The sequence below is a fragment of the Halpernia sp. GG3 genome (assembly GCF_052976925.2).
The window spans coordinates 80391-94800 of the sequence record NZ_JBRIIR020000014.1 but is presented as its reverse complement, the minus strand read 5'-3'; the positions used below and the strand labels follow the sequence as shown (position 1 = coordinate 94800).

12 protein-coding genes are annotated in these 14410 nt (G+C 35.2%); 3 read left to right on the top strand and 9 right to left on the bottom strand.

Annotated features, from left to right (window positions below; translation table 11 throughout):
- Window positions 1-28: 28 nt before the first annotated feature.
- From ACVBED_RS07915 to ACVBED_RS07875, 9 genes are all read right to left on the bottom strand, one after another.
- Window positions 29-784: a hypothetical protein gene (locus ACVBED_RS07915; protein ID WP_447121317.1), complete on the bottom strand. Its 756-nt coding sequence runs from the start codon at window positions 782-784 to the stop codon at window positions 29-31.
- 62 nt (window positions 785-846) lie between these two features.
- A complete protein-coding gene (gene pgl, locus ACVBED_RS07910; protein ID WP_447121316.1) occupies window positions 847-1569 on the bottom strand; it encodes a 6-phosphogluconolactonase in 723 nt (240 codons plus the stop codon).
- 2 nt (window positions 1570-1571) lie between these two features.
- Window positions 1572-3086 carry a glucose-6-phosphate dehydrogenase gene (zwf, locus tag ACVBED_RS07905; RefSeq protein ID WP_447121315.1) on the bottom strand — a complete coding sequence of 505 codons (1515 nt, stop codon included), beginning with the start codon at window positions 3084-3086 and terminating at the stop codon, window positions 1572-1574.
- Between the two features lie 35 nt (window positions 3087-3121).
- On the bottom strand, window positions 3122-4558 hold the full coding sequence (gene gndA / locus ACVBED_RS07900) for an NADP-dependent phosphogluconate dehydrogenase (protein ID WP_473094826.1): 1437 nt from the start codon (window positions 4556-4558) through the stop codon (window positions 3122-3124).
- Between the two features lie 4 nt (window positions 4559-4562).
- Window positions 4563-5186: an HAD family hydrolase gene (locus tag ACVBED_RS07895; protein WP_447121312.1), complete on the bottom strand. Its 624-nt coding sequence runs from the start codon at window positions 5184-5186 to the stop codon at window positions 4563-4565.
- Between the two features lie 3 nt (window positions 5187-5189).
- Window positions 5190-6281: a transaldolase gene (tal, locus tag ACVBED_RS07890; RefSeq protein ID WP_447121311.1), complete on the bottom strand. Its 1092-nt coding sequence runs from the start codon at window positions 6279-6281 to the stop codon at window positions 5190-5192.
- Between the two features lie 65 nt (window positions 6282-6346).
- Window positions 6347-6811 carry an RpiB/LacA/LacB family sugar-phosphate isomerase gene (locus ACVBED_RS07885; RefSeq protein WP_447121310.1) on the bottom strand — a complete coding sequence of 155 codons (465 nt, stop codon included), beginning with the start codon at window positions 6809-6811 and terminating at the stop codon, window positions 6347-6349.
- Between the two features lie 47 nt (window positions 6812-6858).
- Window positions 6859-8865 (bottom strand): transketolase, encoded by a 2007-nt coding sequence (gene tkt, locus ACVBED_RS07880; RefSeq protein ID WP_447121309.1) that lies wholly within the window; start codon window positions 8863-8865, stop codon window positions 6859-6861.
- Window positions 8866-9259: 394 nt separating this feature from the next.
- A complete protein-coding gene (locus ACVBED_RS07875) occupies window positions 9260-9727 on the bottom strand; it encodes an Lrp/AsnC family transcriptional regulator (RefSeq protein ID WP_447121308.1) in 468 nt (155 codons plus the stop codon).
- A gap of 111 nt (window positions 9728-9838) precedes the next feature.
- On the opposite strand from ACVBED_RS07875, the gene ACVBED_RS07870 reads away from it, so the two are divergent.
- From ACVBED_RS07870 to ACVBED_RS07860, 3 genes are all read left to right on the top strand, one after another.
- Entirely contained in the window at window positions 9839-11308 is a 1470-nt protein-coding gene (locus ACVBED_RS07870; RefSeq protein ID WP_447121307.1) for a CoA-acylating methylmalonate-semialdehyde dehydrogenase, read from the top strand.
- Between the two features lie 204 nt (window positions 11309-11512).
- Window positions 11513-12859, top strand: a complete 1347-nt coding sequence (locus ACVBED_RS07865; protein WP_447121306.1) for an aminotransferase class III-fold pyridoxal phosphate-dependent enzyme — start codon at window positions 11513-11515, stop codon at window positions 12857-12859.
- 51 nt (window positions 12860-12910) lie between these two features.
- A complete protein-coding gene (locus tag ACVBED_RS07860; RefSeq protein ID WP_447121305.1) occupies window positions 12911-14371 on the top strand; it encodes an NCS1 family nucleobase:cation symporter-1 in 1461 nt (486 codons plus the stop codon).
- The last annotated feature ends 39 nt before the right edge of the window (window positions 14372-14410 follow it).

Genomic DNA, 14410 nt, shown 5'->3' with positions numbered 1-14410 from the left:
AATAATTTTAAACAATAGGAATTTTTTTTTAATAAATTACATCTGCTGTTCCAATTTCATTTCTGAATTTTGTTAAATCCGCCGCGTCAATATCAACTATATTATATTTGTTAATCCCTTGCTTTTTATTCAACATTTCTTGAGTAATTCTCCAAAAAAATCTATTATCTGTTTCATCAAATTCCAAACTAATACTTTCAATTGGATCAATTTCTGGCTGTGATTTTCTAGCAATTTCAATTAATTTACAATAAGAAAAATTTGTATCAATTGGAATATATTTTTCCTTCGGTGGAAAATTAAAATCATTTAAAATATTACCTTTTTTATCTAAAGCAATTCCTATATAATAGCCTGACAAAATATCAATTTTAAGTTCATAATAATAAAAATATTTTGCCTTGCAATATTTTAGTGTAACATCTAATCTACCACTTTTTTTAAATAAATTCAATTTGTCTTTGTAAACGACTTCAACTGAATTAAACTTTATTTTGTCAAAAAAATCTTTTCCAGAATATTCAATAATTTTATTTTCAATTTTATTTTTATATAAAAGAACATTTTCAGGCGCTTGAGAAATATCAATTGGATCATTTAACACATTCCAGTTTTTTGATTTGTCACCATTATAAGCAAAACTGTATGTCGGACATCGATGAATAAATTCGCTGAAATTATATTCACCTCCAGAAACAACTTTTTCTTTATCAATACATTGTGCAAAAGAGGTTATGTGTAGTAATAAAATTAAAAATATTAAAATGATGGTTTTTTTCCTCATAATTAAAGATTAAAATCAAATTTACCTTTTAATTTTTTTTCAATTTCAAAATTTTTAAATAATTACAATTTCCCCGCCGCTTCATTATCCATAAACCACTCAACTTTTCCCTCAGATTTAATTAGCCTCGCAGGATATTCATTTGCCGAACCAGATTTATCTTCCAAAATATGAAAAACTGCTTCTGATTTTCCTTCACCAAAAACTAAAAATACAATATTTTTTGCCTGATTTATTAATGGCGCCGTCATCGTAATTCGGTACATATTAACTTCTTCCACAAAAACAGATTTTATGATTGCTTCCGTTTCATTTAAAACCGAAGTATTCGGGAAAAGTGACGCGGTGTGAGAATTATCTCCCAAACCCAGAAGAATAAAATCAAATTCAATCGGTTTTCCGTTAAAATGTTTTGCGATAGTTTCGCAGTAATTTTCTGCAGATTCTTCTGGCGAACCAGAAGTGTCAAATTCAAAAATATGGTCACCTTTGATTTTTAAAGGTTCAAATAAGGCTTCTTTAACCATCACAGAATTCCTCTGAGAATCTTCTGCGGGAACAAATCTTTCATCGCCAAAAAAGAAATAAGTTTTATCCCAGTCTATTCTATTTCTAAAAGAATCTGATGCCAATAATTCGTATAATTTCTTGGGCGAACTTCCCCCAGAAAGCACAAAATTAAAACGGCCGTTAACTTCAATAGCAAATTCCGCCGCCACGGAAATTGCTTCTGCTAAAGCATTTATTAAATCACCAACCTCATCAAAAATTTTTAACTCCTTCATTTTTAATTTTTATCGGGTAAATTGATCCAGTGAAAGCCATCTTTTGCAATCAAGGCTTCTGCATTTTCCGGACCCCAGGAATTGGCGGGATAATTTGGAAAATCTAGCACTTTATTATTTTCCCAATAATCGAGAATTGGCATCACTACTTTCCACGCTTCTTCTACTTGATCCGCGCGCATATATAACGTTTGATCACCAGAAATAACATCGATCAAAAGTGTTTCATAAGCCTCGGGTGAATCCATCTTTGTTTTTCCAGAATAATCAAATACCATATCTACCGTATTTAAAGTCATTTCTAGACCCGGCGTTTTACTTTCGAGTTGAAATCTAATCGCCATATCTGGCTGAATACTAATTATTAACCTATTCTGTTTAGGAAGATTCTGCTCTCTGTTATTAAACATATTGTGCGGCACTTCCTTAAATTGGATGATAATATGCGACGCCGATTTAAATAGTCGTTTACCTGTACGCAAATAAAAGGGAACACCTTGCCACCGCCAATTATCTACATAAAACTTCATGGCAGCATAAGTTTCTGTATTAGAATCTGGATCGACGTCAAGTTCATCACGATACGCAGGAACCTCTTTTCCCTCTACCCAACCTGAACCATATTGACCTCGAACGGCCATTGAGTCAATCATTCCGGGGACAACTTTTCGCATGGCTTTTAAAACCTCCACTTTTCGATCCCGAACAAGATCTGCATCAAAGTTAATGGGCGGTTCCATGGCGATAATACACAATAATTGAAGCAAGTGATTTTGAATCATATCACGTAAAATTCCGGCATTATCAAAATAACTTCCTCTATCTTCTACCCCAATTTGCTCCGTTACAGAAATTTGAACATGCTCTATATGCGTGCGGTTCCAAAGCGGTTCCATAATCGTATTCGCAAAACGAAAAGCCATCACATTTTGCACGACTTCTTTCCCTAAATAATGGTCAATTCTGTAGATCTGTTTTTCATCAAAAATTGTGAGCAACTTTTTATTTAAAGTCATTGCCGATTCCAAATCACGACCAAATGGTTTCTCAATGATCATCCGCGTCGTTTCCTTATTATTTTCTAATTTGCTTTTTGAAATATTTTCTGCGATTGTGCAAAATAAATCTGGCGAAACGGCACAGTAATAAAGTGTAGAAATATCTACTTTCCACTCAGATTTTAATTCGCTGATTTTTTCCGCAAATTCATTGTAAGAAGCAACATCTTTAATATTGGATGCTTGATAAGTGATATTCGCAGAAAATTTTGCCCAATCTTCTTTTTTTGCTTTACCGGTTCTCGAAAATTCATTGATTCCAGCAAGTAGTAAATCACGATATTTTTGATCAGTGAATTTTGTTCGGGAAGTCCCGATGATAGCAAATTTTTCAGGCAGACGGTTTTCAAGAAAAAGATTGTACAAAGCTGGAATAATTTTCCGCTTTGTTAAATCCCCGTTTCCCCCGAAAACAATTAGAACCGTGGGATTTACTTTTATATTTGATGTATTTAGCATTATTTAATTTTAATAAAAATTTTGATTTCAAATAATTAATTTTTAATATTTTCCATCATCCATTTGCTATGAAAAACACCTTCTTTCCCTTTCAGTTCGTAAGTGTGCGACCCGAAATAATCACGTTGTGCTTGGATGAGATTGGTTGGCATATTTTCATTTCTGAAGTCATCGAAATAACTCAAAGCTGCTGAAAACCCCGGTGTTGAAATCCCGTGAAGTGCCGCATCAGAAACAATTGTACGAATTCCCGGAATCGTTTTAGAAAGTTCATTCGCCACCTCATCATCTAAAAGCAAATGCTGCAATTTCGGATTTTTATTAAAGGCAGCGTAGATATCTTCTAAAAATTCTGAACGTATAATACACCCACCACGCCAAATTTTAGCAATAGTATCTAAATTTAAATCGTATTTAAATTCTTCATTTGCCTGATAAAGCAAATGCATTCCTTGCGCATACGCGGAAACCATCGCAAAACAAAAGGCGTCTTCTAATTTTTTGCAATAGTCAGAATTATCAGTTTTGTAAGATATTTCTGTAGAATTTGGATAAATTTTTGAAGCCTCAATTCTTAAATCTTTTAGGGAAGAAAGATCGCGCATGGAAACGGCGATATCGATTATTGGTGTCGGAATATGTAAATCCATCGACGCCTGAGAAGTCCATTTACCTGTTCCTTTTGCTTTCGCCGCATCTCGGATATTGTCCAACAAAAGTGTCTTTTCGCCGTCATTTCGATAATCAAAAATATCGGTTGTAATTTCTATTAAATAAGATTTTAGTTTTCCCTCATTCCATTTTTTATAAACCTCATAAATTTCTTCATTTTTCATTTTCAGACCCATTTTCATGATCTCATAAGCCTCTGAAATCAATTGCATGATCGCATATTCGATTCCATTATGAACCATTTTAACAAAATGTCCCGCGGAACGTTCGCCCATAAAAGCAACCGTTGGTTCGCCATTTACATGCGCTGCAATTTTTTCTAAAATCGGTTTCAAAATTTCGTACGCTTCCAGATCTCCACCGGGCATCATACTCGGACCGCGTCTTGCACCTTCTTCACCGCCTGAAACGCCCATTCCTACAAAATGATAGCCTTTTCCTTCTAAGTCGATAAATCGTTGTTCGGTATCTGTAAAGTGAGAATTTCCACCATCGATAATGATGTCGCCTTTATCTAAGACAGTTAATAATTCTTTAATTACGTTGTCCACAATTTCGCCGGCAGGAACGAGCATCATTACAATTTTCGGACTTTTCAGACTGTCGGTAAATTCTTTTAAAGTTGAATAGCCTATTATATTGTCACTTTTTAAATTATTAAGCGCGTTTACTTTATCGGCGCTATTATCATAACCCGCACAGTTGTAACCGTGATCGGCAATATTTTGTAAAAGATTGGAACCCATTGTGCCCAATCCTATCATTCCAAATGCGTTTGGATTATTATTTTCTTGTATCATAGTTTTATTTTCTTGTAAAATTTTCGAGAATATTTTTTGTTGTTTCAAAATCTTGGTGCAGAATACTGTTCATCCCTAATTTTTCGGCGGCGTGAACTAACATTGGTCTATCATCAAAATAAATACATTCATGTGGTTTAACTTGTGCGATTTCCATTGCCATTTTAAAAATTCTGGGATCAGGTTTTCTCACACCAAGATAGCAGGAAGAGAAAAAACCATCAAATAAATCGTGTAACTTAAAGGTTTGAATGCGATATTCATTGAGTTCCGCATTTTCATTACTTAATGCAAAAACGGGTAAATCGGTTTGTTTTTTCCAAGATTTTGCCCACTCTAACATTTCAGGTAATTCAGTAGATTGCTCAAACATAAATTTTTTAAATTCCTCTTTCGTAAAATCACGCTTACTGTGAAAAAGAACGGTGTTGAGATATTCGTCAAGTGAAATGCTGTCAATCTCAAAAACGTCGTAGATGAAATTGTGTAAAATATTCATTTCTGTATAGTCAAAATCAAAAACTTTCGCAGCTTCTTGCCGAGATTCGTGTCCCCAACCATTGGTAAGCAGAACCCCGCCGATATCCATAAAAATAACTTTTATTTTCGAAGCATCAAATTTGGTCATTTTCTAATCTTTTTTACGTTTTTGGTCATCAATACTTTTCAGCAATTTATTATAAGCGTCACTGAATTTATCAATGCCCTCATTTTCTAGTTTTTGTGTAATTTTATCGATATCAATTCCTTTTTCCTTTAATTCAGACATTGCCTGGTTTGCTTCCTCTATATTTTGAATTAAAGTTTCTTCGGCTTTGCCGTGATCTCGAAATGCATCAATAGTTTCCATCGGAAGCGTATTAATAGTGTCTTTTCCGATGATACTTTCGACATATAAAACATCACTAAATGAAGGATCTTTTGTTCCGGTACTCGCGTAAAGTACACGTTGCGGTCGCGCACCATTTTCTTCTAATTTTTTAAAACGGTCGCTGGAAATCATTTCAAGATAAATCTGATAGGCTTGTTTTGCAGAAGCAATTGCAATTTTTCCCTTTAAATTTTCTGCACCTTTTTCTTTTAGTATTGGATCTACCATCACATCAATTCTGCTTAAAAAGAAACTTGCCACAGAAGAAACGTCTTTTATAGAATTTCCTTCAACGAGCCGGTCTTCAAGTCCGCCCATAAAAGCCTCGGTGATTTCCTTGTAACGTGGAAGTCCAAAAAGTAAGGTTACATTGATATTAATTCCTTCGCGAAGACATTCTCGAATAGCGATCAATCCTTCTTTAGTTCCCGGAATTTTTATCATTACATTTTTGCGGTTGACTCTTTTCCAAAGATCTTTTGCCTGCGCAATCGTTCCGTCTGTGTCGCGAGCCAAATAAGGCGAAACTTCCAAACTCACAAAACCATCTTCCCCATTGGTTTTATTATAAACTGGTTTAAAAATATCAGCCGCTTTTTGAATATCTGCAATTGCCATTTCGAAAAATATCACTCCATTATCATCTTCTTTTTTTGAAAGTTCAACGATATCCTGATCATAATCTGAACTTCCACTGATCGCTTTTTCAAAAATAGAGGGATTAGAAGTTAACCCGCGCAAATCATCATTGTCAATTAAACTTTGCAATTTGCCGGATTCCATGATTTCACGGTCAAGTAAATCGAGCCAAATACTTTGATTTTGCTCTCTTATTTTATTTAATGGATTCATTTTGTTTATTTTTAAAGTTAAAAAAAGTGTGTAGAAAAAAGCGATATTTTTAGATTAAATTTTTTCTAATTTTTTTCTATTGATTTGATCTTTTCTAAACGCCTCAAATGTCTTTCTTCGCCGATAAATTTAGCTTTAAGAAAAGCCAAAACCAATTCCTCTGCGCTTGCATATCCTATGACACGACCGCCGAGACAAATCAAGTTCATATCATCATCTTCCACACCTTGATGCGCGGAAAAGTAATCTGTAATTAACGCTGCGCGAACGCCTGAGATTTTATTCGCTGCCACACAGGCGCCCACGCCGCTTCCACAAATCGCAATCCCTCGAAAAACTTCATTCGACGCGACTGCTTTTGAAAGTGGAATTACAAAATCTGGGAAATCATCAGCGTTATTTAATTCAGTTGCACCAAAATCTACGCACTCAAAGTTATTTAAACTTAGAAAAGATTTAATCTTTTCTTTAAGTTCGAAACCGCCGTGATCTGCGCAAATTCCTATTTTATTTGATGTTTCGTTTGCCATTTTTTATTTAATTAAATGATGCGTTGAAAGTGATAATAAGGATAAAATTACTTTTTAGAAATTAAAGCCTTTGCTCTTTTCACCACATTTTCTACGGTAAAACCATATTCTTTCATCACTTCATCACCTGGTGCAGATTCACCAAATTTATCGATGCCAATTACATCGCCATCATCTGTGGTATATTTCATCCAACCAATCGAAGAACCTGCTTCCACAGCCAATCTTTTTCTGATATTCTTTGGAAAAACTTTTTCACGGTAAGCGGCAGATTGTTTATCAAATAAATTCCAACACGGCATACTTACAACACGTGAATTAATTTTATTTTTTTTGAGTTCCTTTTGCGCTTCCAAAATTAAATGGACTTCTGAGCCAGTTGCGATTAAAATTACATCCGGTTCACCATCTGAATCTGATAAAATATACGCCCCTTTTTCCAGATTTTTTGCATTTGCGTATTTTTTCTGATCAATAATTGGAATTTCCTGACGTGTTAACGCAATTGCAACCGGCCCATCTATGTGCTCGATTGCAACTCGCCACGCTTGCGCTGTTTCATTGGCATCGGCGGGACGAATAACCGTCATATTTGGTACAGATCGTAATCCAATTAATTGTTCAATTGGTTGATGCGTTGTTCCATCTTCGCCCAAAGCAATGCTGTCATGCGTGAAGACCATTATCTGACGAATTTTCATAATAGCCGCCAAACGGATTGGTGGACGCATATAATCTGAAAAGATTAAAAATGTGGCGCCGTAAGGAATTAAATAATTACTCAAAGCCATTCCGTTTAAAACCGCACCCATTGCATGTTCACGAATTCCGAAGTGAAAATTTCTGCCATCGCGGTGTTCTGAAGAAAAAGATTGATAATCATTAAGAATTGTGTCTGTGGAAGGCGATAAATCTGCGGAACCACCAATTAAATTAGGTAAAAATCCTGCAATCGCATTCAACGTCTTTCCTGAGGCTTTTCGGGTGGCTATTCCTTCGCCGGGCTCAAAAACGGGTACTATTTCTTTCCAGCCTTCAGGTAATTTTCCGGATGTAATCAACTCATATTCTTTGGCTAAAGCCGGGTGGCGTTTCTTATAATTTTTATATAAATCATTCCACTCTTTTTCATTTTCTGCAGAAACTTCGCCGGCTTTTTTATAAAAATCTGCAACTTCTTCAGGAATGAAAAAATCTTTATCAGGATCAAACCCGAAATTTTCTTTTACCAAACGAACTTCTTCGACACCTAATGGTGAACCGTGAGCGGCGGCAGAATTTTCTTTATGTGGACTTCCGTAACCTATAATACTACGAACTTTTATCAAAGAAGGCCGATTCGTTTCATTTTTTGCTTTTTTAATGGCTTTTCTGAGTGATTTTAAATCATTTATATCTGACAAATCCTGAACGTGCCATCCGTAGGCTTTAAATCTTTTAGAAACATTTTCATCAAAAGCGATATCAGTATTTCCTTCAATTGTAATGTGATTGCTGTCGTAGAAATAAATCATATTTCCCAAACCAAGATGACCAGCCAGAGAAGCTGCTTCCGCGGATACGCCTTCCATTAAATCACCATCGCTACAAATCGCATAAATTTTATAATCAAAAATGTCAAAATCTGGCTGATTATATCTTTTCGCCATGTATTGTTGCGCAATCGCCATTCCTACGCCATTTGCAAATCCCTGTCCCAAGGGCCCAGTTGTCACTTCAATTCCTGGCGCCAATCCATATTCCGGATGACCTGCAGTGATGCTGTGTAATTGTCTAAAGTTTTTAATATCCTCCAACGAAATTCCATAACCGGTTAAATGCAAATAACTGTATTGCAACATACAGGCGTGACCGCAAGAGAGTACGAATCGGTCTCGATTTGCCCACTGGGGATTTTTCGGATTATAATTCATCGCTTCTGCCCACAAAACGTGCCCTAAAGGCGACAAGGCCATCGGTGTTCCGGGATGTCCTGAATTTGCTTTTTGAACGGCATCTGCAGATAAGATTCTTACAGTGTCAATGCATTTTTGAATTAAATTTTTAGTTTTCATATTTTTAATGTGCTTGTAAATGTGATGTTTAAAATTAAATTTCAGAATGTCAACTTTTAAAATCGGTTAACAAGAAAGTAGTTTATTAGCAGGAATGCGTTAATAAATTTATCTGGACCGGAAAGTTCAAATTTATAAAGTCGTCTTGAAGTGTCAGATTAAATAAAATATAGTCACAATTTTTTATATATAATATTTTGGCTGAGTAAAGGCCGATAAGCCCTAAAAACCGGAATAATATTAAACTTTTTTCTGACATAATAATTTAGAATTCTAAAAATATATGACACAGAATATCATATTTTTAGATAACCTGAGGGTAGCCAAATTTATGCCGAAAGATTCCTGCAGATAATTGTGCTTTTTAATTATTTAGAAAACAATTTTCAAAAAATTATTTGATTAAATCTAAATCTGGTTGCGCATACTTATGAACATTCATATAAAGAGTAGTTCTGGTTTGAAAAACACCATCAATTTTTGCAACTTTTTGATTAACCAGATCATGGAGCTGATCATTATTTTTAGTCATTATATCAACTTCAATGTCAAAGTCACCCGAAGTATTCGCAAGAAAACTAACTTCCGGCATCTTCATTAAATAATCTATAACATCTGGAATTTTTTGCGCGGGTCTTACTGACACTGCAATATTCGCGTAAGCATTAAAACCCACTTTTTGCGGATTTACTCTTCCTACGATCTGTATCGTTTTTTCTTCAATAAGTTTTGTAACTCTCGTTCGAACATTGCTTATAGAAACGCCCAATTTGTCTGCAATCTCTGTAAAAGAAACGCGACCGTCTTTTTGAAGTTCCTTTAAAATTGAAAAATCTAATTCGTGTAAATGCTGTGAATTCATAAACAAATTTACATTAAATAAATATTTTTTTGCAAATTTTGTTTTAATATGTATACATTTGGTAAAATTAATTTTAATTTATCAATTAGTATTTCGATAATATCAAAGAATATGTCAGCACAATTAAAATACGGGAAAACCAAAAACTTCATCCATGGTCAATCAGTAGATTCTATTTCCAATAGATGGATCGACATTAATTCACCTTTAAATGGTCAGGTGATTTCCGAAGTTGCTATGTCAACTAACGAAGATTTAAACCAAGCCGTAGAGTCTGCGAAAAAAGCATTTAAAACTTGGTCTGTCACGCCAATAAAAGAACGTGTTCAGGTATTTTTTAAATTTAAAACTTTACTTGAAAAGAACATGCAGGAACTTGCAGAATTGGTGCAGGAAGAAAATGGAAAAACCTTCGGTGAAGCGAAAGCCGAAGTTGAGAAATCCATCGAATTAACAGAATTCGCGGTATCATTACCTCAGTTGATACAAGGTGAAATTTTAGAAGTCAGCAAAGGTGTTGAATGTCGTGTAGAAAGAGTTCCTGTAGGAATTGTGGCCTCAATTGTTCCCTTTAATTTTCCTTCAATGGTTCCCAACTGGACGATTCCAAATGCGATTGCTTTAGGAAATTGCATGATTTTAAAAACATCCGAAGCCGTTCCATTGAGTGCAATGAAAATTGCAGAATTATTGAAAGAAGCCGGACTTCCAAATGGCGTTTTAAACATAGTTCATGGCGACAAAGAAATCGTGGAAGCCATTTGTGATCATCCAGACATTAAAGCCATCTCATTTGTAGGTTCTACAAAAGTGGCAAAATTAGTTTATCAAAGAGCCACGTCAAATCTTAAAAACTGCCTCGCATTAGGTGGTGCAAAAAATCATTTATTAGTTCTACCTGATGCAAACCCCGAAATGACCGCTGCAAATGTAACTGCTTCAATGGCTGGTTGCGCCGGGCAACGCTGTATGGCTGCTTCCGCGATGATTGCAGTGGGCGAAACTGATCACATTATTGCAAAAATGGTTGAAGAAGCGAAAAAAATTATTCCTGGTGAAAATTTGGGTGCCGTTATTTCCAAAGTTTCCAAAGATAGAATTGAATCCTATATTTCTCAAGCAGAAAAAGATGGTGCGAAAATTTTATTAGACGGAAGAAACACAGTCGTAAAAGGTAGAGAAAGTGGCTTTTATGTGGGGCCCACAATTATTGATTTTGTAAAACCAACCATGTCCGTCGCAACTGAAGAAATTTTCGGACCTGTAATTTCTATTATGCGAACCAACAATATTGATGAAGCCTTAGAAATTGAAAACGCAAATCCTTACGGAAATGCGGCAGCAGTTTTCACGCAAAGTGGGGCTGCAGCAAGACACGTGATGGATCACGCTTCCGCCGGAATGATCGGTGTAAATATCGGTGTTCCCGTTCCGAGAGAGCCTTTTTCTTTCGGTGGTTGGAACGATTCCCGTTTTGGAGTTGGAGATATTACTGGAAAAAGTTCCATCGAATTTTGGACAAAACTTAAGAAAACGACTATTAAATGGAATCCTGAAGCAAGTGTAAATTGGATGAGTTAGAAACAATTACGAATTTCAAATTAATGAGAAGATTTTTACAATACCTAATTGGTAATTATAAATTCGTAATTTTTTTGGGCAGCAATTTCCGCCTACCACTCTCAATCTTTTTTATTTTTTTAAATAAAAAAGGATTTCCGCTCAAGTCGGGCTGCAGCATATTTCTACTAATAAAACTTTGAAACATTAAATAAAAAATTTAAAATGTCAGAAACATTAAATAAAACAGAAAAACAAGAAGTTATAGATAATGCTTTGAATCATACCATCATGTCTTGGAGCAAACAAAAAGGAATTGATCCTTTCGCCATTGAACGTGCAGAAGGCGTTTATCTGTATGAATTTGGAGGCCGAAAAATTATAGATTTCTCTTCTGGTTTAATGAATTCAAATATTGGTTACGGCGATCAGCGCGTTACTGACGCCGTAGTAAAACAAATGCAGAAAGTGGCTTTTATTTCACCGTCCTGCGTTTCTAAAGTTCGCGGTGACTTAGGTAAAAAACTCGCAGAAATTTGTCCGGGCGATTTAAACCGCGCATTTTTTACTGTTTGTGGTGCCACCTCAAATGAAAATGCCATAAAATTAGCCCGACTTTATACGGGACGTCACAAAATTTTTGCAAGATATCAATCTTATCACGGCGCAACCATTGGAACAATTTCCGCAGGTGGCGATCCCAGAAAAATTCCTGTTGATTCCCAACAAGCACCAAATTTTGTCCATTTTGATTTACCTATTGCTTACCGTTATGAACGTGGTGAAGAAAATTTATTAAAAGAATCAATTGAATCGTTGGAACGTCAGATTGCTTACGAAGGTCCCACTACAATTGCTGCAATTATTTTGGAAGGTGAATCTGGAACTTCAGGTTGCCTTAAATATCCTAAAAATTATTTAAAAAAAGTTAGAGAAATTTGCAATAAACACGGCATTCTTTTAATTATGGATGAAGTAATGTCAGGTTTTGGACGCACCGGACAATGGTTTGGATTTCAAAATCACGGTATTATTCCCGATATGATTGGGATGGCAAAAGGGCTGACTTGTGGCTATTTACCTTTAGGTTGTTTGATGGTAAGTGAAAAAATCGCGTCAAAATACGACGATGCATTTTTACCTTTAGGTTTAACTTATTCCGCTCACGCCGTTGCTTGTGCGGCCGCTTTAGAAGTTTTAAAAATTTATGAAGAAGATAATCTCATCGAACGAGCGCGCGAAATGGGGAAATATATGGAAGAAAAAGTAGAAGAATTAAAGAAAATTCATCCATCTATTGGCGACTTCAGAAATACAGGATTATTGGGTTGTATCGAATTGGTGAAAAACCGTGATACTAAAGAGCCAATGGCGCCTTACAATGCTAAACCAGAAGAAATGGTTGTGATGAATAAAGTCGCCGCAAAAATTAAAGAATTAGGAATGTACACCTTTGTAAAATGGAATTACATATTCGTTGCGCCACCTTTAATTGTCACAAAAGATCAAATTGATGAAGGATTAGCGATCATTTCTGAAGCTCTTAAAATTGCAGATCAATCTGTAATTTAATATTAAATTTTTTAACGGTTTTAAAACTTAAAATCTTTTTTAAATATAAGTATGCTTGACAAAGAAATAATAAAAAATTCTAAACTTTACAGCAAAGATTTAGCGCCAATTGCCCTGAAAGATAGAACTTGGGGCACTTTCAACTTTGCTGCATTGTGGATTTCAATGTCAATGTGTATTCCAACTTATATGCTCGCAAGTTCTCTAATAGAAGGCGGCATGAATTGGTGGCAATCTGTTCTTACCATATTTTTAGGGAATTTAGTAGTTTTAATTCCGATGATCTTAAACGGTCACGCCGGAACAAAATATGGCATTTCTTTCCCAGTTTTTGCAAGAGCAAGTTTCGGAACTTTTGGTGCCAATATTCCTGCAATTTTACGGGCAATTGTGGCTTGTGGCTGGTTCGGAATTCAAACCTGGATCGGTGGCGCTGCAATTTATCAAATTTTAAAAATATTTTTTCCAAGTCTTCCCGATGCTGTGATCACCGGATTTTTCCCTGGTTTAGTTCCTTTTTTATGTTTTATTTTCTTCCTCTTAATTAATATGTATGTTGTTTATTTGGGCGTAGAAAGTATTCGGAAATTACTGGTTTTTAAAGCAGTTTTTCTTCCAGTTGCTGCAATTGCATTGCTTTGTTGGGCGATTTTTGCGGCGCACGGATTAGGTCCAATTTTGTCACAACCTTCAAAATTCGATAATGATTCCGCAGGTTTTTGGAAATTTTTCTTTCCTGCTTTAACAGGAATGGTGGGTTATTGGGCAACTTTATCTTTAAATATTCCAGATTTTACAAGATATGCAAAAGACCAAAACGCACAGATCAAAGGTCAAATTTTGGGCTTACCTACTTCGATGACAGTTTTTGCGTTTATTGGCGTGGTAGTAACTTCTGCAACTTTTATTATTTATGGCAAAACAATTTGGGATCCAGTTATTTTAGCCGGAAAATTTGAAAATAAATTACTTGTCGCTTTTGCAATGTTGGCAATCGCGCTTTCAACTTTGGCGACTAATATTGCTGCTAATATTGTAAGTCCAGCAAATGATTTTGCCCATTTAAACCCTAAAAAAATTAATTTCAGAACCGGCGGTTACATTACGGGAATTATCGGGATTTTAATTTGTCCCTGGAAATTAATTGCAGATCCTTCCGGTTATATTTTCACTTGGCTCGTTGGTTATTCCTCACTTTTAGGACCAATTGGCGGGATTTTGATTGCCGATTATTATTTCATTAAAAAACAAAAATTAGTTCTTAATGACTTATATCAAAGCAACGGAATTTATTCTTTCACCAACGGAATTAACCGTTACGCCGTTTTAGCTTTGATCATCGGGATTTTACCAAACATTGCGGGATTCTTAGTCACAGTAAAAGCAATTCCTGAAAATTCAGTTCCAGAATGGATCAATCATTTGTATAACTATGCGTGGTTTGTTGGATTTTTTGTCAGCGCAATTGTTTATTTAATATTAATGAAGTCTAAAAAACCTAAAATTATTTAAATGATCTATTTTGATTAAATTTAATTTAAAATTAAGAAA